Annotated in this window: 13 protein-coding genes, 1 tRNA gene, 2 rRNA genes, 2 pseudogenes and 1 other annotated feature (1 of these 19 cut by a window edge); of the genes and pseudogenes, 12 read left to right on the forward strand and 6 right to left on the reverse strand. The window is 53.6% G+C overall.

Annotated features, from left to right (window positions below; genetic code table 11):
• Positions 1-310: 310 nt before the first annotated feature.
• Both WG31_RS07485 and pbpC read left to right on the forward strand, forming a co-directional pair.
• On the forward strand, positions 311-5,371 hold the full coding sequence (locus tag WG31_RS07485) for an alpha-2-macroglobulin family protein (protein WP_063354121.1): 5,061 nt from the start codon (positions 311-313) through the stop codon (positions 5,369-5,371).
• Positions 5,368-7,386 carry a penicillin-binding protein 1C gene (gene pbpC / locus WG31_RS07490; RefSeq protein ID WP_082823163.1) on the forward strand — a complete coding sequence of 673 codons (2,019 nt, stop codon included), beginning with the start codon at positions 5,368-5,370 and terminating at the stop codon, positions 7,384-7,386. The genes WG31_RS07485 and pbpC overlap by 4 nt, the downstream gene beginning before the upstream one ends.
• A gap of 316 nt (positions 7,387-7,702) precedes the next feature.
• Here pbpC and WG31_RS07500 read toward each other — a convergent pair whose 3' ends face one another.
• The gene (locus WG31_RS07500; protein WP_063354123.1) at positions 7,703-8,587 is read right to left on the reverse strand and encodes a helix-turn-helix transcriptional regulator; all 885 of its coding nucleotides are present in this window, start codon (positions 8,585-8,587) and stop codon (positions 7,703-7,705) included.
• A gap of 147 nt (positions 8,588-8,734) precedes the next feature.
• Here WG31_RS07500 and WG31_RS07505 point away from each other — a divergent pair, with 147 nt between their 5' ends.
• The 3 genes from WG31_RS07505 to WG31_RS07515 all read left to right on the forward strand — a co-directional run bounded on the left by WG31_RS07505 (position 8,735) and on the right by WG31_RS07515 (position 12,451).
• Positions 8,735-10,798 (forward strand): TonB-dependent receptor, encoded by a 2,064-nt coding sequence (locus tag WG31_RS07505; protein WP_082823164.1) that lies wholly within the window; start codon positions 8,735-8,737, stop codon positions 10,796-10,798.
• An 85-nt stretch (positions 10,799-10,883) separates the two neighbouring features.
• The gene (locus WG31_RS07510; protein WP_245191472.1) at positions 10,884-12,083 is read left to right on the forward strand and encodes an MFS transporter; all 1,200 of its coding nucleotides are present in this window, start codon (positions 10,884-10,886) and stop codon (positions 12,081-12,083) included.
• Entirely contained in the window at positions 12,080-12,451 is a 372-nt protein-coding gene (locus WG31_RS07515; RefSeq protein ID WP_063354125.1) for a cupin domain-containing protein, read from the forward strand. Before WG31_RS07510 ends, WG31_RS07515 begins: the two co-directional genes overlap by 4 nt.
• A 630-nt stretch (positions 12,452-13,081) precedes the next feature.
• Here WG31_RS07515 and WG31_RS07525 read toward each other — a convergent pair.
• On the reverse strand, positions 13,082-14,941 hold the full coding sequence (locus WG31_RS07525) for a Hint domain-containing protein (protein WP_408736574.1): 1,860 nt from the start codon (positions 14,939-14,941) through the stop codon (positions 13,082-13,084).
• Positions 14,942-15,339: 398 nt separating this feature from the next.
• Between WG31_RS07525 and WG31_RS14950 the strand changes: the two genes are divergently transcribed.
• From WG31_RS14950 to WG31_RS07545, 5 genes and pseudogenes are all read left to right on the forward strand, one after another.
• Positions 15,340-16,118, forward strand: a protein-coding gene (locus WG31_RS14950; protein WP_209439387.1) for an IS5 family transposase whose coding sequence is annotated in 2 segments (ribosomal slippage) — positions 15,340-15,679 and positions 15,679-16,118 — 780 coding nt in all. Because the reading frame shifts where the segments join, the coding sequence is not laid out codon by codon here.
• Complete coding sequence (locus WG31_RS07535; RefSeq protein WP_082823165.1) at positions 16,064-16,942, forward strand: TonB-dependent siderophore receptor; 879 nt, start codon at positions 16,064-16,066, stop codon at positions 16,940-16,942. Before WG31_RS14950 ends, WG31_RS07535 begins: the two co-directional genes overlap by 55 nt.
• Before the next feature lie 247 nt (positions 16,943-17,189).
• A complete protein-coding gene (locus WG31_RS15910; RefSeq protein WP_209439330.1) occupies positions 17,190-17,441 on the forward strand; it encodes a helix-turn-helix domain-containing protein in 252 nt (83 codons plus the stop codon).
• Positions 17,410-17,508, forward strand: a pseudogene (locus tag WG31_RS16035) (transcriptional repressor); the annotation flags it as partial. The gene WG31_RS15910 and the pseudogene WG31_RS16035, both read left to right, overlap by 32 nt.
• A 53-nt stretch (positions 17,509-17,561) precedes the next feature.
• Entirely contained in the window at positions 17,562-17,975 is a 414-nt protein-coding gene (locus WG31_RS07545; protein ID WP_063354131.1) for a transposase, read from the forward strand.
• Positions 17,976-18,212: 237 nt separating this feature from the next.
• Here the strand turns inward: WG31_RS07545 and WG31_RS07550 are convergent, their stop codons facing one another.
• Complete coding sequence (locus WG31_RS07550; protein ID WP_010511145.1) at positions 18,213-19,244, reverse strand: IS110 family RNA-guided transposase; 1,032 nt, start codon at positions 19,242-19,244, stop codon at positions 18,213-18,215.
• Between the two features lie 40 nt (positions 19,245-19,284).
• Positions 19,285-19,407: a sequence feature (AL1L pseudoknot), on the forward strand.
• Between WG31_RS07550 and WG31_RS07555 the strand changes: the two are divergent.
• Both WG31_RS07555 and WG31_RS16260 read left to right on the forward strand, forming a co-directional pair.
• Positions 19,297-20,223: pseudogene (locus WG31_RS07555) on the forward strand (IS3 family transposase); the annotation flags it as partial. Its footprint overlaps the feature before it by 111 nt.
• A gap of 171 nt (positions 20,224-20,394) precedes the next feature.
• Entirely contained in the window at positions 20,395-20,661 is a 267-nt protein-coding gene (locus tag WG31_RS16260) for a helix-turn-helix domain-containing protein (protein ID WP_063354132.1), read from the forward strand.
• Positions 20,662-20,881: 220 nt separating this feature from the next.
• Here the strand turns inward: WG31_RS16260 and WG31_RS07565 are convergent.
• The 3 genes from WG31_RS07565 to WG31_RS07575 form a co-directional block, all read right to left on the reverse strand.
• Positions 20,882-20,958: transfer RNA gene (locus tag WG31_RS07565), tRNA-Met, on the reverse strand.
• Between the two features lie 57 nt (positions 20,959-21,015).
• Positions 21,016-21,131, reverse strand: a 5S ribosomal RNA gene (gene rrf, locus WG31_RS07570).
• Between the two features lie 106 nt (positions 21,132-21,237).
• Positions 21,238-22,347: ribosomal RNA gene (locus WG31_RS07575) — 23S ribosomal RNA — on the reverse strand; it runs 1,633 nt beyond the window's last position.

Genomic DNA, 22,347 nt, shown 5'->3' on the forward strand with positions numbered 1-22,347 from the left:
CATAGTAGCTCATTTCATTATGTTCTTTTTTAATAAGTGTAACTTAAATACGCTGCGCAGTCTTGTGCTGCTGGTTGGATCGACGTGCTTTCACAGCACATCTCCCCCTGCCTTGCGATTATGTGGCGGAGCCTCATGGTAGTTGAGATTGTTTAAGGCTGTCGCATATGCCATCTTAAGGGCGAACAGCATTTTTATGCTGCTATAGACCAAATCCTCATGGCCGCGTAATTTGTAAAATCCGGTTCCCGCCAATTCTGGAGCTGATTACATCGCGTAATCCAGCATAAACTGTTCAGGGTTCAATATATTGTCTCTACGCCTTCTCCTTTCTTCCCTGAGCCTTGTTGCCCTTCCGGCCCTGTACCTTGCGCCATGCAGCTGGGCCGCCTCCGCTGAGTCCTCACCTTTCGCGTTCCAGCGCACCTCTCTCGATGCAACGGGCGAACACCCAGAAATCTGCCTGCATTTCAATCAGAACCTGAACGCACGAGAAACATCAACACTGGCCCATTCGATCCATCTCTCACCAGAAAGCGCTTTTACACCGCGTGTTGAGAATGACACATTCTGCCTCGGCAATCTTGCCTTCGGGCAGGGTTACACAATGAAGGTTGACCCGGATTTTACTTCCGCCGATGGCCAGCATCTCGCCGCACCCCTCACGCTCAACGCCCGCTTTGGGCGTCGTGATGCGCACGTTGGGCTGACAGGAGACGGCTTTATCCTGCCCGGACGCACGACCGGGCATACGCCTGCCCTCGCTATCGAAACTGTTAACGTCTCCACGGTTCGTCTTCACGTCTTTCGGGTCGCTGCATATCAGCAATTTCCCGGCACAGGTCATATTGACAGCACACTTCCTGATCTGAACCAGATCAGTTTTGACCCTTATACGTTCCAGAACCTGCTGGACACGACCATGCGTGAAATCTGGCATGGCACCATGGCTATCGATCATGCTCCAGACCGATCTGTGACAACTGGCTTCCCGCTGGCAGAGACAATTGGCGCAGGACAGAACGGGCTTTATCTGGTGACAGTTGAAGACGCCGCAACGCCGCCGGAAAAAAGCCCCGTGGAAACTGCGCTTAAAGGCGGGAACATCAACACCGATCTTCTGCAAAGCAAGTCTATTTCTGCCCACTGGGTTAATCTGAGCGATCTTGGCTTAACCATGCTGCGGGGTGAAGACGGGCTGACAGTCAGTGCCCGTTCCCTGATGAGCGGACAGCCTACTCCTGATGTCACGCTGACACTGCGCGCCCGTGATGGCGGCACTCTGGCAACAATCACAACGGACGCGAGTGGCCTTGGGCATTTTGATGCCCCCCTGCTCCGTGGCACCATGGCAGACCGCTCATCGGTTCTGCTGGCCAGCAAGGGGGAGGATTTCGGCTTTCTGCATCTTGATCGGCAATGGTTCGATTTTTCAGAACAACATCTTGAAGGTGCCATCAGCCCCTTTCAGGGGAGCAGTCGCGCACTCGTGCAGCCTGACCGCGGCATCTATCGCCCCGGTGAGAGCGTGCATCTGCTCACTCTTCTGCGCGACCGGGCAGGACAGGCTATTCCAGACGCGCACCCGGTTCTTGTTCTACACCGTCCCGATATGATGGAAGAACGGCGCATTCCGCTTACAGGTGCGGCAGAGGGCGGCTACGCCACCACCCTGCCCCTGAGCGCCAGCGCGCCTACGGGCCTGTGGCGGGCCGATATTCTGCTTGACCCTTCCCTGCCCGCCATCGGTTCAGCCCATTTTAGCGTTCAGGATTTTGTACCACCCAGTATCGAAGCTAGTTTCACGCCACCAGCCTCCGTAATTGCCGGACAGGACGTTGTGATTGATGCCTCGGCACGTTTTCTGTATGGCGCGCCCGGTGAAGGCCTTAAAAGTGACAGTTCCTACAAACTTGTTCCCATAACCGATCCGATCCCTGACCACACAGGCTGGGCTTTCGGATTTGAGAACGAGGAAACACCATCAGCCAGCGGTGACATCACCGCGCCTCCAACCGATCATGAAGGCCATACGCAGCTAACCTTCACGCCGGATATTCCACAGGGCCTTACCCGGCCGCTCGCCCTTGATATACGTGCCGGTTTTCTTGACCCCATGGGGCGGCGCGTGGGTGAGCACTTTACAATTCCCGTCCGCCGCACCGCACCGCTGATCGGCCTCCATGTCGCGGCAGATGCCTCCGCCAGCATGGGCAGTGCTGTTATCCCCATTGATCTTGCAAGTTTTGCGCCTGACAACAGTCCGGTTGCCATCGGCAAAATTCACTGGACCCTGTCACGCGTTAACCGGATCTATAACTGGGCCTACACGCCTGACAATGGCTGGACTTTCAGCAGCCACACTGTGGACGTGCCCATGCGCTCGGGCGATCTTGCAACAAATGCCAAAGGTACAGCGCGTATCACCCCAACGCTGGACTGGGGCGAATATCGCCTGAGTGCCGTTCCAAGCGAAAGTGACGGTGTAACCGGCAGTTCACTCCACTTTCAGGTTGGCTGGGGTGGAAGCGGTAATGCCAGCACACCGGACCATCTGCCACTTAGCGTACGCGATACCCATATCGCGCCAGGCGGCAGCACGGTCATCCACATTGGTGGCGGTTTTGCCGGGCAGGCCCAGATAACGCTTGCAACAGACCGTGTGCTGAACACACGTTTTGTGGACGTTCCGAAAGAAGGGCTGGACGTGCCCGTAACCGCCGCACCGGACTGGCATTCCGGCGCCTATGCGCTGGTCACACTCTATCGCCCCCTCAACAACCCCTCCGGCCTGCGCCCACATGACCCTGTGCGGGCAGTTGGTGTTACATGGATTGGTGTCAATCAGGACGCACATCGGCTGAGCGTAGCACTTGATACGCCTAGCACCGTCACGCCGCGCCATCGCATTACCATTCCCGTGACTGTTCAGGCCAGTCAGGGTCTTCCGGTGGGGCATGTGCAGGTTGCGGTATCTGCGGTCGATCAGGGTATTCTCAACCTCACGCATTTCACGCCGATCAATCTGTTTGATGCCCTGTACGGTCGCCCCCGTCTTGGGCTGGACATGCTAGACAACTACGGGTCTCTTTTACTGAGTGATGCAAAAAATGGCCGTATCCGGTCTGGGGGTGATGCAGCGTCAAACAGCAGCAGCGCGGACGGCCCGCCCGTGCGGACAACGGAAAGTGTCGCGCTGTTCGATGGTCCTGTCGCACTCGACAGCACCGGGCACGGCACTCTCTCGTTCGATGTGCCGGATTTTGACGGCCAGCTTCACCTGATGGCCTCAGCCTGGAGCAAAGACGCTGTTGGCAACGCGCAGGCAGACATCACAGCACGAGACCCGGTTTTCCCCGATCTGGGGTTACCACGGTTCCTCGCCCCGGGGGATACGGCACAGGCACAAGTCTCCATTATCAACGTTGATGCGCCATCAGCACCTTACGAGGTCCAAATCACCACGGATGGGCCACTCCATGTTCTCGGCTCCGGCACACTCAGCGCTCCTGTCAAACCCGGTGGGCGCGCTGACCTGCGTGTTGCGCTGGCCGCTACTCCAACCCTGGCGGGCCGCACTGCCATTGCGCATATCCATCTCACATTGCGCAGATCCGGCTCATCAAAAGTGCTGCTGACGCGAAGCTGGCCCATCGGCATAAGGCTGGCGCATGTTCCGCTTACCGTCAGCCGGACTGCACCGCTCCCACCCGGTAGCCATAAGATATGGAACCGCACGGAACTTGCGGGATTCAACCCGGCAGATGCGCGGATAACCCTCAACATTTCTGCATCGGACGGCCTTGATACAGTCGGGTTGCAAGAATCCCTGCAATCCAGCGTCTGGGGGGATTCTGATACACTGGCGGCTCAGGCCCGTGCGCTGCTGCAACAAGCCAGCCCGCCCCCCTCCGAGACTCACGACCACAGAGAAACTCCGGGCAAGTCCATCCAGTCAGCCATCAATACGCTTTTTGATCGCCAGAACCCTTCAGGTGAGATTGGCCAGTGGGATCGTTCCGATGGCCTCAGCCTTCCCGACGATCTGGACTATCTTGCCGATTTCCTGATCCGGGCAAAAGCCGCTGGCTACACCGTGCCGGAGGATCGGCTCGGCCTGCTACTCGACCATATTGAAAGCGAGCAACTCCAGCCTCAGAGCGTCTATGATGAAGATCATGACAGTGAAAGACAGGCAGAACTGCTGAATACACGCGCCTACGCGGCGTACGTGCTGGCCCGTGCCGGTCGCCTCCACCCTGATGCAATTCACACTCTCGCGGCCTTGCTCGTCGCGCGGCAGGATGGTACTCGCGTCAACTATGTCTGGGCTGACACAGCAGATTCCAATACACAGGCCTATCCTCTGGCCCTTGGGCATCTCGCTGTCGCACTCGCGATGGACGATGCACCGGAGGACAACAGCGCAACATCACCAGAAGCATTGCTGGATGCAGCCATCTCGGCACTCGGGCCGACCCGCACCGGAAAGCCAGATTTATGGGATTACAAATACTGGACCTATGTGCGCGATCTAGCCGGACTGGCTGCCCTGACAGCCGAAGCGCATGACGATCGGCGCACCCACCTGCTCATTGAGCGGTTTGGCAAGCTGACTCTGTCGCCTGATATGCTGACAACCGCAACCAGAACAGCGTTGCTCGAAGCTGCCAGCGCTCTGAACAAGGATACTGACGGGCGAAGTGTACGTGTGCAGGGGCAGTCCAACGCCACACCGCTTCGCCTGCCGCTTACCTATCCGTTTGATTCCGCTGCACTCGAAAAGGGTCTTCAGGTTGAAAACACCGGAAGAAAGATGCTGTTCAGCACCCTGACTGTGCAAGGCGAGCCAGCCGGGAATATCAAACCTCTCACCAACGGACTGACACTGGCCATGCAGGGCTTTACCCTGACTGGCGAGCCATTTGACCTGACACACATGCAACAGAATGACCGGTTTATCGTCAGTCTTAAAGGCACGGCTCTCCACCCCGGTCAGTATCTGGTGGGCATCACCAGCCTGCTTCCTGCCGGATGGGAAATCGAGAGCATCGTCTCTCCTGAGGATGCCGCATCTGACGAGCATGACTGGGACAACACAGAAAACGACCGCGCGCAGCCCCCTTACGCTTTTCTGGGCACACTCAGCAACACCGAACATGCTGCCGCGCTGGATGATCGCTTCAGTGCCGCGGTGCACTTCACGACGCAGTCTCCAGATCTTGCGACACGGAGTTTCCATGTCGCCTACATCGTCCGCGCCATTACGCCGGGCCACTTCACTCTACCAGAGGCGATGGTCAGCGCACGACGTCTTCCAAGCCTGATGGCGCGCACGGCATCAGGGACTGTCGAGATCACCGCACATTGAAGGCTTCCTTCTGCCGCATCAGAAACTGTACACTCGGCCTGCTGCTCACCAGCCTCATTCCGGCTGGTCTGCTGGTGGCCGACCACTTTAATCCGCCTGACCTGCATCGGGCCGAGCAAGCCGCCCTTCTTGTTCAAGCTCGCGACCATACGCTGCTTGACGGCCATACAAGCCGCGATGGCTTCTGGCGTTTACCGGTTGAAAGCCAGGATGTTGACCCGACCTACATCACACTCCTGATGATGACGGAAGACCACCGCTTTGAAAGCCATCCGGGGGTTGATCCGCAGGCCCTTGCGCGCGCCATCTGGCAACTGGCCCTGCGTGGTCATATTGTCTCGGGTGGTTCCACGCTGGCCATGCAGACAAGCCGCCTCCTTACCCCGCACCGCCATACATGGGGTGGCAAGCTGCGCGATATCCTGCGTGCCCTCCAGCTTGAATGGCGTTTCGGGCGTCGGGGTGTCTTGAACCTTTACCTCACATTGGCTCCTGAAGGCACAAATGTCGAAGGCATTCGTGCGGCATCCCTGCTCTATTTCGGGCATGAGCCCAGCCATCTGACACCCACCGAGGCCGCGTTTCTTGTGGCTTTACCACGGCGGCCCGCCGCACTCCGCCCAGACCGCCATCCTGACGCCTTGCTAAATGCTGCGCGCCACACACTGCAACGCGCCACTTCATTACGGCCTGTTGCATGGCCAACACCAGACATACGCAGCGTACCGCATGATGCTCCTGAACTCACCGGTCATTTTCTCAGCGCAGGGCGCAACAGCGTGGTGGTGACAACGCTTGATGCAAGGCTTCAGCGCAACGTACGACAGGCGCTTGCTAGCCAGCCAGCCCCACTGCGTGGAACATTTGCAGCACTGATTGTTGATCATGAACGGCAGATCGTTGCATGGGTCGGAGGGGCCGAGCATAAGGCTCCGGGCAATGCGATAGATGCTGTTTTGGCGCCCCGTTCCCCCGGCTCCACACTCAAGCCGTTTGTCTATGGCATGGCATTCGAAACAGGCTGGATGACACCCCACACACGTGTGCGCGATAGCCGACTTGCCATTGGCGGCTATGCCCCCAAAGATTTTGACCATACTTTCCGGGGTGAAACGACTGTGAGTGAAGCCCTTCAACTTTCACTCAATGTGCCTGCCATTCAGGCACTGGAGCGTGTTGGCCCCTCCCGGTTCATGAACCGCCTCTCCACCTGCGGTGTGCGGTTGCGACTGCCCAAAAAACCGGATGGCACACAAAGCGCACCGAGCCTCGCGATCGTTCTTGGGGGAGCAGGCATCTCACTCCATGACCTGACAATGCTGTACGCGGCACTCGATCATGATGGTCGCGTCGCCCCCCTGCATCGTGAACCAACAGGTCTAAAATCAGCGCCCCCTGCACCCGAGACAGTCCTGCTGTCCAGCAGAGCAAATGCCGACATTCGTACAATCCTGCGGGGCACAGCTCCACCATCTGGCGTAGCATCATGGGAGAGTGTTGCCTTCAAGACAGGCACATCCTATGGCAATCGTGACGGATGGGCGATGGCCTCCACGCCTCAGGCAACAGTTGGTGTCTGGGCTGGACGCCCGGACGGTACTGCCTCTCCTGAACTAACAGGACGGGATACGGCAGGGCCAGTGCTGGCAGCTCTTCTCTCTCTGCTTTCTTCGCCCCCACATGCACCAGCCCCGCCAGCCAGTGCCCAACCTCATCGTGCGGTTGCAATTCTGTCACTTGCTCTGCGCACTCTGCAACAACGGCAGGCACCGCAGATCATCTTTCCGCGCAATCATTCCGAAATTGAAAGCCGCTCTTCCCAGGGCACGATGCTTCCCATCGGACTGGAAGGCTCAGGCGGCCACCCGCCTTATCATTGGTATATCAATGGTATTCCACTGGATGTGCCGCCCGGTGCGCAACCATCATGGACGCCCGATGCTCCTGGCTTTGCCCACATCACGCTTGCGGATGCACAAAACGCCCATGCAACTATTGATGTTCGCATACGGTAAAATGAAACCCTCTTGTGCTATCAATATATTTTATAACAAGTTTTCCATTTTCCTACCAATCAGCCTGATGTGTACTAACATCTCTCACTACAATGTCGCAGGTTTCAGAACGGTCGGGTTTGCGGACGCAGATAACAAGAACTATTGCCGGGCGTCTGCTTTCGGGAAACTCGAACGGCTCGCTTAGCGCATAGCAACCAGACTGACTACTTACGCCCTCATAAGAGACATAAAAGAACGTTTCTTAGCTTCCTGAAAACAGACTATACAGATCAACAGAATATACGAAATTCAGGATCATCAAACGTGAATATTTTCACAGTATGAGACGCTGCCACTTGCTTGGAGTATATCCAAATTGCCGCTGAAAAGCAGCACTGAAATGGCTCACGTTACTATACCCAAGCTCCATAGCCGTTTCCGTCACGTTTTTCTCTCGCAATAAAGAACGGGCGCGTTCCATACGATGGGCTTGATACAGTGTGTAGGGTGCGCAACCGAACTGCTGACGAAACAGTTCCTTAAATCGTGTGGGACTGAGATCACACAGAGCCGCCAGTTGTAAAATTGTTGGGGCGCGGTCGAAATGTTTAAGCAAAGTCTGCCGGGCAGTTTCGAGACATACTGCTTTTTTCCCATTTAACTGCAGGCGCTTTGCTTCACACGATGCAAAGGCATAGCCCAACGTGGTCATCGCCAGCCCATAGCCTATCAGCTCATTTGGTTTCGCAACTTGCAAACTAGAGGGATTGGCCATTCGCAAATAACCAAGAAGCCGTCTTGCCGTTTTTATGGCTGGATCCTGAATCTTCAGCGATCGGGCCTGAATACCGGGAAGAAAGTCAATGTTCATTTCACCAAGGAGGAGTGGCGGCACGTGGATTTCTAGGGCGGAAAATTCCGCACTGTTTTCAAATGTAAAAGTTTCACGAGATGTACGCGCCAGAATAAGATCACATGTCTCAAAATGGTGAATCTGACCGCCAGCTTTCATGCTGCATGATCCAGACAGGATAACTGTGCAACGGGCGGTCAGGCCTGGCTCATCAAAATATCCGCTCAACTCACTCGCTTGAGCGGACACAAATCCGCTTGTGAGCAGACCTCCGGGAAAGCCACGTGAATGCGGATACAGCAAGGATGTACCAGCAATGCGGTTCGGGTGGGATTGATGAACCTGAGTTGAACTGACTTTTGCCATCACAGCACGGATTTTCCTGTCCGATCGGGGTAAAGAGACTGATCCGGGTAGCGGAGATAATAAGAATTATTATCATCACGACTTATGAAAGAAAACCTCTCTCTTCCATGGCTCAGGACTGGCGCCTGTCTGCGGAGCGTCAGCTCAATGGCGTTTGTCTTTACGGCTCTGACGGCTTTACCCGTCTGCGGATGGGCTGCTGCAACGCCATCTGTAAAATGCATTCATAAACCGGGAGATAGTGCGGGAACGTCCTGCATCTCTTCGAAAGAAGCCGTTACGGTCAGGGGCAAACGCGCTGCTTTCATGAACCCAACGAGCACAACGCATGTGTCTGCACAGGATATGCAGGCATATAGAATGCAGACTTTGGGCGACATCGCCGAACGTGTCCCAAACCTGTCATTCACCAATACAACACCCAACAATCCTGTTCTGATGGTACGAGGGCTTGGTGGCACGGAAGATGAAGGACCGGTTCTTTACACGCCCGTCCTGATCGACGGCATACCTGTTCCCAGCTTTGCCATGGGGCAGATGTTTGATTTCAGTAATGTGGATGTCATGCGCGGTCCGCAGTTAACGCAAGGGATCAACGCATTTGGAGGCATGGTTTCTGCGCAGTCGAGAGACCCTGGAAACCGTCTGAGTGGGTCGATGGACTTCGAATACGGAACGGGAAACCGAAAAAGAGCAACATTTTCGGGCGATCTGCCGATTAATGCCTCCACCAGTCTCCGTCTGTCCGTCGGTGGAGAAACCGCTGACGGCTACATCCACAATCGTGCCCTGAACCGCAGCGATACGGGGGGCTGGCATGGATGGTTCGGCCGCATCAAACTGCTACACAAGGACAGTGCCGGAGGAGAATGGCGCTTCAGCCTGCATCATATGCTGAACCACGGCGGCAATGACTTCTTCGAAACGCCACAACATGCCCGGAACCATGTCTCTTACAATACGTCGGAAGGCGTAAATGATACAGAATACCTCATTGGTTCAGCTCAATATCACCGGCGGTTCAGTCAGCATATGATTCTGGACGTTACGTTCGGAGGAGCCTCTACCGACTGGCGTTATAGCAACCCCTACTCCGTCTTTTCCGCCAATTCCGGCTTCACGCTCCCGACACGCCAGATCGGCGGTTCTGTCATGCTGTCCGGGAGTTCAGGAACACTGGACTGGAAAGGAGGGATTTACGGGCAGCAGGTCAAACGTTGGGCTCCCTACGATTTTGATATGTCACCCTACTATGCCAGCCGCACAACTGCGACATTAGGAACAGCCAATGTTGCCTTTATGGGGGAACTAGGGTGGCATTTCTCAAAGAACTGGCGCCTCGTGCCATCGCTGCGCATCGAACATGTTGATAGCTCGCTCAGCAACTGGACAAGCACCATGAGCGGAGACACGCCTTATGCTTATAGCATGGAGGAAAGCCTTCCACGCCAAACACTCTCTAAAACTGCTCCCCTTCCTGGGCTGAAACTCGAGTACAATCCGCAGCCTTCTGGTAAATTAAGCCAGTTCGGCTGGCTGAGTTACTCCCGCTCCTTTCTGCCACCAAATTACAGCCCATACGGTTCCTATAGCAGTACGGTTTCGGTGCCTTACGCTTCCAGTTATGGCAATAATCTGGAAGTAGGCTATCGTCTTGGAGATATCACAGGTCGATGGTCCGTAGAAGCAACCGGATTTGCCAATTTCCTTTCAAATCTTCAAGTCTCTGCAACGAATGGTGCGGGAGAATCTCTTATCGGGACGGCTGGCACCGCCCACTCTCGGGGGATGGAAGCCACCGCACATTGGAAGCCGCTCGATACACTTCAGCTTAACGCGTTCCTGGGGCTGACATACGCCGCATATGATCGCTTCGTTTTTGGGGGGGCAGATTACAGCGGCAAGCAGATGGCTGGCACTCCACGAAGCAATTTCGGTTTTTCGGCCGAATGGCATCCTGTTCCGGGATGGGCTGTTAACGCCAGCGTTGTCCGGCGCGGACGAACAACTCTCTATCCCAGCAGTAGTATTCGGAATGCACCCTACGTCCTTGTGGATGCGCAGATTGAGAAGCGCTGGAAACACTGGACTGTCGCACTTTACGGACACAACCTGACCAATTCGAGTTATTTTACACGCGGTCTGTCGGGCGGAGATGTTGTGGCGGCCAATCCACGTCAGTTGGGCTTTCGTGTCGGAGTCAATTTCTGACATGGAGGCTGCATCCCATTCCTATCGGAATGATCACGTTGAGACCAGAACAACACTCCTTAAACGGCTTCTGGCAATCGGGCTCATGTATGGCTCGCAGGGTATCCCTGCGGGACTAGCCTTCAATGCATTTTCGACCATTTTGCGTCATAGCGGAACGTCATTGCAGGAAATCGGCCTGACAGGACTGGTATTTCTACCATGGGCGCTGAAATGCTTCTGGTCAGGCATCGCTGACAATGCCGGCAAACGATGGGGCTATGGAGCCCTCGCCTTATGGACGCATATGTCTGCCGTTGGTATCTGCCTGCTTTTGGGATTTACCTCACCTAACCATCATTTCCTATTAGCTCTGTCAGGCATTCTGCTTCTGAACACAATTTTTGCCACGCAGGACATTTTTACGAATGCGTGCGCCGTCTCGCATATGAAGGGACGGAATGCAGGACTGGCCAATGCCTTACAGGTTATTTCATTTCTTCTGGGCATGGTGGTTGGTGGTGCAGGATCACTCTTCATCTACGAGCGGCTTGGCTGGTTCGGTGCAATGTGGGGTATGGCGTGTGAACTCTTTATCCTGTGGCTGGCACTTTTGCCCTTAAGAGGAAGCATTGAGCCTGACAGGGAATTTCAGAAGCCTTCCCGCCTTATAGATCTTTTCCGGCAACCGGGGTTTCGTTGGGCGCTCCTGATGGCGATTAGCTTCAAATTTGCGAGTTCAGCGCTCGCAATGTTGCTCCAGCCTTGGGTGATGGACCAATCTTTCAGTCTGGGTTTTGCCGGAACACTTCAGATGTCCAACATCATCTGTGGTGCACTCGGTGGCGCATTTATCGGTTTCCCGGCAGTCAGGTTTTTGGGCTGCTACCGTGCAGTTACATTGCTCATCTGGCCGTCCACCCTGCTCCTTGGAACGTTGGTGTGTCTACAAACAAGGGGGATGGCAACGCCAATGCTACTCTACGCGGGCCTTGGCATAGAAAACTTCCTTGATGGAGGGTTTTACGTTTCCGTCTGGGCGGTGCTGATGAACTGGTCTTCAGAAGAAAGGCCGGGGATGGATTACAGCTTTCTTCAATGTGGAGAAAGCCTAGCGAATGTCCTCGCAGGTATGTCGATCGCGCCTCTGGCATCCGTCATCGGATACAATCGGACGTTTCTGACAACCTGGATCGCTGGCGCGTTCACGCTGCTGCTTGTGGTAACGGCAGCCAGAAAACTTGCAGGCCTGTATGATGATACTGAGCCTTCCAAACAATCCTTCAGACAATTGAGACGCTCATGACAATCTTTAATCTTTCCAAAGAAGCTGCTGACCTATCGACTATTGATATTGGCAGGGAAACGGAAACAGTGCCCACAAACGGGCTCAAAATGCTTTTCCCGTTTGGAGCACATGACGTCGGACTTCTGCGATTCAAAGGCTCTACGCCATGGGAGGAACATCCAAATGATGAATTTCTTCTTGTGGTCGAAGGAGAGACAACACTAACACTTCGAACAGAACAGGGCGAGATCAGTTCTACTGCAAAAAAGGGAGACGTTCTGGTTGTTCCGGGAAAGACTTGGCATCGACAGGATGCGCCTGCCTCAGTGACTCTGATGTTTATCACCAATCATGATGGTAATCGTCATCAGGCTGCATCTATATAAATCGAACGGGAAGAAATTAGAGCATAATCCGATCTAACGGGCTCATTTTAAGATTCCCATATTGGTCGAAATCTGATTCATGCTTTGTGCTGGCATGAAGGCTGGCCCGTATGACCCGAACCCTGTCTGCTGGCCTTCATTGCCGTACGATTGCGGCCGTTGCCTCTGCCATAACCTGTTATGCGGCAGCGGTTCACTTTGGTGTGGCTTCGTCAAGAGTTAATTGATGCAGCACGAAGCGTATCCACCTGCATGCTTAGAGCTGCATACAGGGTCACTAAAGAAAAAATGGGCTGCTTAGAACAGGCCGCTTTTAGCCTTCACCGCAGAACTATTCATGGAGTGGTGCCAGACTTTATCGCCTTCAAAGATAATGGTCAGATGCTTTTCGGTGCCATGTTGGCCCTGGCGCAATCCGCCATTTTCCTTCTGTACGTGCAGGCAGAACAATACGGGTACCCTGATTGAAATCAAACAAGATACTATCAGGCTCGTGTAAAACTGGGATTGAAGTAGAATGGTTTGATGAAACTTCGTTCATGAAGCTATGAATACAAATATCCGATGTGTTTCCACATCGGATATTTGTAAAAAACTCCCTCCATCAAAAAATGGAGGGAAGTATTCGGATTAGGCAGAACGTCTGTTTTCCAAAACAGCTTTCGTGTTCTGTTCCAGATAGGGGCCAGCAGCTCGGATATTCAGAGAAAGAATACCCATTCCGCTCTGTGCCAGTTCATCCAGGGGCAAAACAGCATCACCATTTGTCCATGCGCAATCCGTCCAGTCTGTTGCGTGCCAACCAACTGGTTTTTCAGATTGAAGATGCGCAGTAATGTGTGTTTGCTGCTTAGCTGTCACAAAATATACGTCAGCTACAGCAACGCCCATCATGCGGCGGTCATCCACAAATGGCCCGATCACATCCGCTGGTCGGCTGGCGCGAGAGACAATACGCACACAGGCCATGTTAGCCGGCAGCATAAAGCTGTAACGCTCACCATCATGGCGAATGGGGCGAATGATGGCCCCGCTTTCCGTGACGAGATGTAGATCTGGGTCGTTTGTGAGCGCTGTATTTTGGTGAGATGTAGACACACCGGTGGTAACGCGGCTCAGTAGTTTGTGAAACAGAGGTTCAACAAAGGATCGTTCCACGCATAGTGGAGCGCCAGCATCGTTGTCCCAATTCCTTGCGGCATTCCGCAGGGTGGCAATCTTGCCTTCCTGACGGAAAGAAGAGCGGTTACCCGTGTCCAGATAGCTTTCTGTCAACATACCATCCGCCGTAATGACAGAATGCTGCTCGGTTTCGACGTGATAGTAATCGTAAGAAGTAATGGATTTATCATAGAAGATAGAAACACCATTCACTAACATACGCGCGGGTACAAACTTACCTTCAAAGAACAAGCAATGTTCTGGCGTAATCAGCATGTCTTTGTAGGGCACGCCTTGCGCGATGGCATCTTTGAGAATACGCACAGGATATCCTGCCTCATCATCAGAGAGCTCGGGGCGAACGGTTGCATGCGCCTTGCCAACCCAGGCTACCCGGTGGGAGGCTTCCTTATTGTTCTTCCAGTCAAGCGCAACAACCCGATCACCGATCTGGAGGTTTTCAACCGCCACATCGCCTTCTGGTGTGCGGATCATGCTGCCGGAGAGGAAGCACACCTCATAGCTTAGCCAACCGTCAGCACCATCGGTTAAGGTAAAGCCATAATTGCCAACACCAACAATGTTCAACGTGATGGTGTTGCCATTGTTCAGTGTCAGTTGGACTTGATTTGCAGTGGGATAGCTTACATTGGAGACATCTGCCGCTTTTACGCCGGCCAGTTCGATGCTGTCCGAATTGCTTGCAGAAGCGCCGTCGAACCCGTTGATGACAGTATTGAGTGTTCCGCCTGATGCCAGCCCAGAGATGACCAATCCGGTGTTGCTGCCTCCCTGCAGATCCACAGAACCGCCAGCGTTGTTCCAGATGGTTGCGGAACCGCCATTTTCTAGGGTAAGTGTGCCGGAAATAGTAGCACCGCTGGCAGCACTGACCTGTCCACCATTGGAAACGGTGGTTGTGTCTAGAATGCTATTACTATCCGCATAAACCAAACCGCCACTATTAACAGTTGTGCCTGTGGCTGTGCCACCAGAAGTAATTTCTATAACACCACCAGAATCGACAGTCGTATTGGAAGCTGTACCAGCCACAGCTAGTTCGCCACCACTGGAAACTACCGTAGCAGAAAGAATGCCGCCCTTTGAAACGACCAGGGCACCTGATGTATTTACAGTAACAGCATTGGCGGAACCTCCAGAGCTCACGGTTATTATACCGTTACTTCCAACCGTAGCTGTATTCAGAACACCATTCGCACTAATACCTGCCGAACCACCATTAATGGTGCTATCTGTGGCTGTGCCTCCAGAGGTAACTTTTATAACACCACCAGAATCGACAGTCGTATTGGAAGCTGTACCAGCCACACTTAAATTGCCACCACTGGAAACTATGGTATTGGCGACTTGTCCATCAACACCATCGGCTATATAGGAATTAGAAAGAACCGTAATTCCATTAACTATTCCACCAGCAGAAACGGTAATTGATGCACCTGATGCGAGTGATCCCCCACTCTCTGTCTTATCCCAATGTGATAATATCCCACCACTTACTACAGAAATACTACCAGAAAGAATGGCACCAGGAGTGGTGAAAACTGTTCCACCTGAATTAATACTCCCACCGACAAGCGTACCTCCAGAGTAAACTAATATTTTACCACCATCGTATGCTCCGTAATTAGAACTTCCCTTTTGCTCGACTAGGGCCTGTTAGGCCTTGAATGACGGAACGGATTGCATAGCTGTTTATGATGAGCATGATGCAGTCTGTCTTTTCCGATACCGCATGGTCTGTCTGGGAGCCTTTGATCGAGGAAGTCCGTCCGAAGGGCAAGACCCCACCAAAGAACCTTCGACAGACGATATCCGCGATTTTCTGGCGCCATCAGAACGGCGCGAAGTGGCGTGCCTTGCCATCAGAGTTTGGTCCCTGGTGGATTGCAGCACAGTTGTTCATTCGCTGGTCGAAACTCGGTGTGTGGCAGCGCCTCTTTGAAAAGGCCAAAGACAGGGATCAAGACCTCGGCATGGTCTTTCTTGATGGCACGACAATCCGTGCCCATCATAAAGCGGCCGGAGCGGCTAAAAAAGGGGGCACAGAGAACGCCGAAAGGATCGTGAGGCTCTTGGCCGCTCACGTGGAGGATTTGGCACCAAGGTCTGCGTAGCTGCGGACAGTCATGGCAGGGCACTGTCCTTCACGCTGGCACCCGGACAGGCACATGAATTACCGTGTGCCTACGCCCTGCTTGACGCTCTGCCATACCCACCAATCTATGTCGTCTGCGATCGTGGGTATGCCTCACATAAATTTCGTGAAGATCTTTGGAACCGTGGATCTCGTCCTGTCATCCCGCCAAGGAAGAATGATCCAGAAGTCGCTTGTCCCAAATGGGCTTACAGACACCGGCATCTGGTCGAAAACCTGTGGGCAAGGCTCAAGGAGTGGCGGGCTGTCGCGACCCGATATGAGAAAACCGCCGCATCCTTCCTCTCCGTCATTCTCATCGCTGCTACAGCAGACTATATCAAGGCCTAACAGGCCCTAACTTTGGCACCCCAACTACAAATTCTTATAGTGCATTTACTTGGCGTGCCGGAGTAACTTATAATTCTGTTATAGGTTTATCTCCGTATTTCAGTTACGCAACATCGTTTATACCGCAGATTGGCGCGTTTAATGCAAATGGAGAGCCAGAAAAACCTCTTGCGGGACATCAATTGGAAGCTGGATTAAAATATCTGATTCCGACAACAGATGTGCTGCTTACCGCGGCTGCATATCATATAAAGGAGAACCATTATCAAATTTCAGATACTGAATATTCAGGTTATGAAGTGGATGCAGGTACTGTTATATCCAAAGGAGTAGAATTATCTGCAAATGCCAACATAACGAAAGACATTCATTTAACTGCATCCTATAGTTTTAATGATATGCGTGTTGGCAAGAGTGACACGATGGAAGATCGCACAGATATTTACGGAAATGTTCTCGGAGAAGTTTCAGAGAGTGGAAAATATGTCGGTGGTGTTCCACGCAATATGGTGAATATGTTTGTTGATTATACACCATCTGGAAAAACTTTTTTAGGATTAGGCATGAATTTTGGTGTTCGCTATATCGGATCAACATTTGCTGATAATGCAAATTCTTTTAAAGCTCCAGCATACACACTATTTGATATTGGAGCACACTATGATTTTGGAAAAATTTTTCATAAATTAAACGGACTAAAAATACAAATGTCCATGTCTAATCTTGCAAATACAAGATATATTACTTCATGCACTGGTGGTGGCGGTGCATGCTATTATGGCCAAGCTAGACGTGTATATGGGAATATTTCCTATAGTTGGTGAAATTTCCCCATCCCGAACTACAGCGCCTTTTCCCTATTAGTTTCAGCACCTTGCCTCTCGTCTTCATGCCAAACTCGTGGGGTGCCACTGCGCAAGATGCGCAGGGCGTCCCTTGCACCATCCATGATGGCCGATACCCTGACAGCGACCTTTCTGGTCATCATCGGATATCGGCCTCTCCTGTACGATGGAATACGAAAATGCCCGTTGTGTTCTGCTTTTATCGCCCTTTTCCTGGCTCCATTTCATGACGGACCCTGACACGCCATTACCCCGCGTTCCCGGCCCGTCCGGTCCCCTGACACGGGACCGGCTTTACCATCTTCTGGCGACGGGCCATATCGCCCTGCCTGCTCTGGTGCAGGCGCTGGTCGTCGCCGAGCAACACAACTTCCATCGCGCCGCCGAAATCCTAGGCATCAGCCAGTCCATGATCAGTTCACGCCTCATGATGCTGGAAGAGGCCCTTGACCGCGCATGTGCTGTCCGAAGCGGATGACCATCCGGATGTCGAGGAACTGTATCGCCGCGCCATCGTGATTGATCCGAAAATCTCCCTCGCCACTGAATTGCCCCGGGTTTTGTGGAGACAGAAAGACCCGTGAGGTAAGAAGAATTCATGAGCAATAAATCGAAGCGTTTTCCGCCTGAATTTCGTGAACGTGCAGCCTGCATGGTTCTGGAGGAAGAGAAGAACCATCCTTCGCGGTGGTCTGCGGTGATGGTGATCGCCCCAAAGCTGGATATTCACCCTGACACGCTGTCAAAATGGACCCGTCTGCATGAGCGGGCCAATGCATCTGCGGTGAGTGACCTGCCTGATCGAGAGAAGATCAGGCAACTGGAGCGAGTGAACCGCGAATTGCGGCAGGCCAATGAAATCCTGCGTAAGGCTTCTGCGTATTTTGCCCAGGCGGAACTCGACCGCCTATGTGGACGGCCGTTTAAGCGCAATACCTCACATTGTTCTCCCGATGTCATTTCTAAAACGTATTATTCTACCGGCTGGATGATGAATACCGATTTAACGTGAAGACCCGGTCAGATGCGCTCTTATGTCCGGCCTGTTTATGCGACTTTATGCGCTGGCCATCATGGGTGTGCGCTCACGTGTCAGGCACCAATCTGGTATCACGTGCTCAGGGGCACAGACGGTCGAACGGTATGGCCTGAACTGTTGCTGAATGACTGTCTTCCCATCACGTCGGTTCGTACATACTGCCGGATCTACCGGAGCAAGCTCCGGTGTCCATCGTTCTGCTGGTGCAGGTCAGCCTGCTGAAACACTGACACCAGCCGGACGATAGATCTCTTTACGTGACAACAACGCCCAGATGATACGAGCCATTTTATTGGCAAGTGCAACTGTTGCCAGACGCCTTGGACGACGCGCCATGAGTTCGCATAGCCACTGACCCGCAGCGCTATCCCACTTATGGGCACGATGAAGCATGGCCGTCGCACCAAGAACCAGCAACGTTCTTATCTGCCGATTGCCCGTTTTGGTAATCCTTCCCAGACGGGTTTTACCGCCGGTAGAATGCTGACGAGGCACAAGCCCCAGCCAGGCGGCAAAATGGCGCGCAGAGGCGAAAGAGCCAATATCCGCGACCGAGGCGACAATCAGAGAAGCCGTTATGGGACCGACCCCAGGGATGGTCATCAACCGACGCGCATCGTCATCGCTTTTTGCACGCGCCCGGATCTGCACTTCCAAAGCATCAATGCTCTGAGCGACCTTTTCATAATGCTCAAATAACAACATGGCACTCTGCTTCATGGCAGCAGGCAGGTCGGCTGATGTCTCTATTTTTGCCATCAGTTCTGGCAGATGGCGTGTGCCCAGAGGGGCTATCAGCCCGAACTCGGAAGCAAGAGCCCGTAACGCATTACTCAGCATGGTCTGCTGTTTGACCAGAAGAGCGCGGGCAGAATGCAGTGACAAGACACCTTGCTGCTCTTCGCTCTTGATCGGAACACACATCGTATCAGGATGAGTCGCCGCCATGCAGATCGCAGCCGCATCAACAGCGTCATTTTTCTTGCCTTTTTTGACAAATGATTTGACCCGATCAGGAGGAACCAGTCTGACATCATGACCAATCCTGCTGATCACCCGTGCCCAGTAATGAGCTGATCCGCAGGCTTCCAGAACAACTTCACATGGGTCAAGTTTTGCAAAAAATGCTGAAACTTCACTGCGACCAAGCTTGCGCTTGAAAACGCACTTTCCAATTGCGTCAGCCCCATGAGCCTGAAAAACGGATTTGGCAATATCAAGGCCAATTATGCTAGCTTTCATACGGGCGGTCTCCTCCTGATGGTCAGTGAACCTCCATCATGGCACATTGATGCCGCAGGGAGGCCGTCCACCCCATCTGGTTCAGGCCATGACGCGCTTCATTGATGAGCACCGGCAGACATATGGTGTCGGGTCAATCTGCAAGATCCTGCCGATTGCACCATCTGTCTATTATGCAACCGTTGCCAGACAGAAAAATCCCTGTGTGCGCAGCCAGAAAGACAAAGAGCTGAGCGACGAAATCCGTAGAGTATGGAACGATAATTTTTGTGTCTATGGAGCGCGTAAGGTCTGGCATCAGCTCAGACGCGAAGGCAGAAATGTCGCCCGCTGCACGGTAGAGCGGCTGATGCGCCAGATGGGACTGAAAGGTGTCATTCGTGGCGAGGGGATCAGAACCACACGGTCTGATCCACAACGTCCCTGCCCACAGGATCTGGTGCAGCGCCAGTTTCATGCTCCAGCCCCCAACAGGCTCTGGGTTTCGGATTTTACTTACGTTTCGACCTGGCAGGGCTTTGTTTATGTGGCCTTCATCATTGATGTGTTTGCCCGCATGATTGTGGGCTGGCGCGTCTCGTCCACTGCCCATACCGACTTCGTACTGGATGCCCTGGAGCAGGCTCTGTGCCAGAGGCAGCCCGAGGGGCAAGTGACCCATCATTCTGACAGGGGCTGTCAGTATGTGTCCATTCGCTACACGCAAAGACTGGCTGAAGCAGACCTCGTTGCCTCAGTCGGAAGCATTGGAGATTCCTATGATAACGCTCTGGCGGAAACCATTAACGGGCTCTACAAAACCGAACTCATCTATCGGCAGGGGCCATGGCAAAACAGGGACGCGGTTGAACTGGCAACACTTAAATGGGTCGACTGGTTCAATAATCGCCGCATTCTGTCCTCCATTGGAAACATCCCCCCGGCAGAAGCTGAGGATCGCTTTTATGCACAACAAAAATCACATGCATTAGCTGCATAGTTCAGATAAAAAACGTCTCCACAAAACCCGGGGCAATTCAATACGCCCCGGCACGATCAGCGCCAGTATCGACACTTCGCCCCCAGCCTGACGCATTGTGACAGGGCCATCCTGAAGGTCCAGCACTGGCTGCTGTGTACGGAACCAGCCCGGGACGCCACAGTCGCCTATATGACACGGCTGTCAGGGCTGGAGGAGCGAACCTTCCTACGTCGTTTCCACACGGCGACCTCTCTTACGTCACTCGCTTACCTGCAACATCTGAGGGTAGAGAAAGGTCGCGATCTGCTGGAAACCACTTCCCTGCCGCTCGACCAGATTGCGTGGGAGGTCGGATATCAGGACAGTGGGGCTTTCCGGAAAATCTTCACACGATTTATGGGACAGCCACCCGCCGATTATCGGAGGCGATTTAGTAGGCAAAGTCAGCATGATTAACCGGACCGTACGGACTCTGCGTCCATTAGTCATCGGCGTTTAAAGCGCTGATCAGTGTCATAAGTGGCTTCGCGCGCACATCACGCATTTGTGAGAACCGACAAAAACGCGCCTGATTACTTTTCCGTTTGTTTCCTATGTGTTTCCTGCGCCACATTTCAGGCAACAAAAAACCCGCCTCAAGTGGGCGGGTTTACCGTGTGATATCAAGGACTTGAGATGGTTGCGGGGATAGGATTTGAACCTATGACCTTCAGGTTATGAGCCTGACGAGCTACCGGGCTGCTCCACCCCGCGGTTGTGATTGTGTTGAAATTTGTAGGGGTAGTAAGTTTTGGAAGGGTGGATTGGAAGACCTGGCGGCGACCGACTTTCCCGTGGCTTAAGCCACAGTATCATAGGCGCTGGGGGTTTTCACGGCCGAGTTCGGGATGGGATCGGGTGGATCTCTCCCCGCCATGGCCACCAGGTCATCCAGTCCACCCTGTAAGGGTGTGTGGAAGACGGTTGGTAGAAGAAGTAGGCGTATATATGGATGATTTCTGTGCACGGGCTGTCCTTTTAAGGGGACAGTAAGAGAGTGAGCCTATTGGGTGATTAGGACCAGTTAGCTGTACGTGTTACCACGCTTTCACACCTGGCCTATTAACGTGGTGGTCTACCACGACCCTCAGGGAGACCTAGTTTTGAGGTGGGTTTCCCGCTTAGATGCTTTCAGCGGTTATCCCTTCCATACTTAGCTACCCGGCGGTGCCGCTGGCGCGACAACCGGTGCACCAGAGGTATGTTCATCCCGGTCCTCTCGTACTAGGGACAAATCCTCTCAAGTCTCCAACATCCACGGCAGATAGGGACCGAACTGTCTCACGACGTTCTAAACCCAGCTCACGTACCACTTTAATCGGCGAACAGCCGAACCCTTGGGACCTGCTCCAGCCCCAGGATGTGATGAGCCGACATCGAGGTGCCAAACCTCCCCGTCGATGTGGACTCTTGGGGGAGATCAGCCTGTTATCCCTAGAGTACCTTTTATCCGTTGAGCGATGGCCCTTCCACGCGGGACCACCGGATCACTATGGCCGACTTTCGTCTCTGCTCGAGCTGTCACTCTCGCAGTCAGGCGGGCTTATGCCATTGCACTCAACAGCCGGTTTCCGACCGGCCTGAGCCCACCATCGCGCGCCTCCGTTACACTTTGGGAGGCGACCGCCCCAGTCAAACTGCCCACCATACAGGGTCCCGGATCAGGCTAACTGACCACGGTTAGACATCAGAAAAATTCAGGGTGGTATTTCAAGGATGGCTCCACAGGAACTGGCGCCCCTGCTTCAAAGCCTCCCACCTATCCTACACAGAATGTCTCTGATGCCACTGTAAAGCTGCAGTAAAGGTTCATAGGGTCTTTCCGTCTGACCGCGGATACCCCGCATCTTCACGGGGAATTCAATTTCGCTGAGCCGATGCTGGAGACAGCGGGGAAGTCGTTACGCCATTCGTGCAGGTCGGAACTTACCCGACAAGGAATTTCGCTACCTTAGGACCGTTATAGTTACGGCCGCCGTTTACCGGGGCTTCAATTCAGCGCTCTCACACCTCCTCTTAACCTTCCGGCACCGGGCAGGCGTCAGACCCTATACGTCGTCTTTCGACTTCGCAGAGTCCTGTGTTTTTAATAAACAGTCGCTA

The organism is Acetobacter oryzifermentans, assembly GCF_001628715.1.
GTDB lineage: Bacteria > Pseudomonadota > Alphaproteobacteria > Acetobacterales > Acetobacteraceae > Acetobacter > Acetobacter oryzifermentans.

Coding starts and splice junctions, on each gene's coding strand:
- WG31_RS07500 (WP_063354123.1), bottom strand. CDS start 8,587: ATGGCAAAAGTCAGTTCAACTCAGGTTCATCAATCCCACCCGAACCGC.
- WG31_RS07505 (WP_082823164.1), top strand. CDS start 8,735: ATGGCGTTTGTCTTTACGGCTCTGACGGCTTTACCCGTCTGCGGATGG.
- WG31_RS07510 (WP_245191472.1), top strand. CDS start 10,884: ATGTATGGCTCGCAGGGTATCCCTGCGGGACTAGCCTTCAATGCATTT.
- WG31_RS07515 (WP_063354125.1), top strand. CDS start 12,080: ATGACAATCTTTAATCTTTCCAAAGAAGCTGCTGACCTATCGACTATT.
- WG31_RS15910 (WP_209439330.1), top strand. CDS start 17,190: ATGACGGACCCTGACACGCCATTACCCCGCGTTCCCGGCCCGTCCGGT.
- WG31_RS07545 (WP_063354131.1), top strand. CDS start 17,562: ATGAGCAATAAATCGAAGCGTTTTCCGCCTGAATTTCGTGAACGTGCA.
- WG31_RS07550 (WP_010511145.1), bottom strand. CDS start 19,244: ATGAAAGCTAGCATAATTGGCCTTGATATTGCCAAATCCGTTTTTCAG.
- WG31_RS16260 (WP_063354132.1), top strand. CDS start 20,395: ATGACACGGCTGTCAGGGCTGGAGGAGCGAACCTTCCTACGTCGTTTC.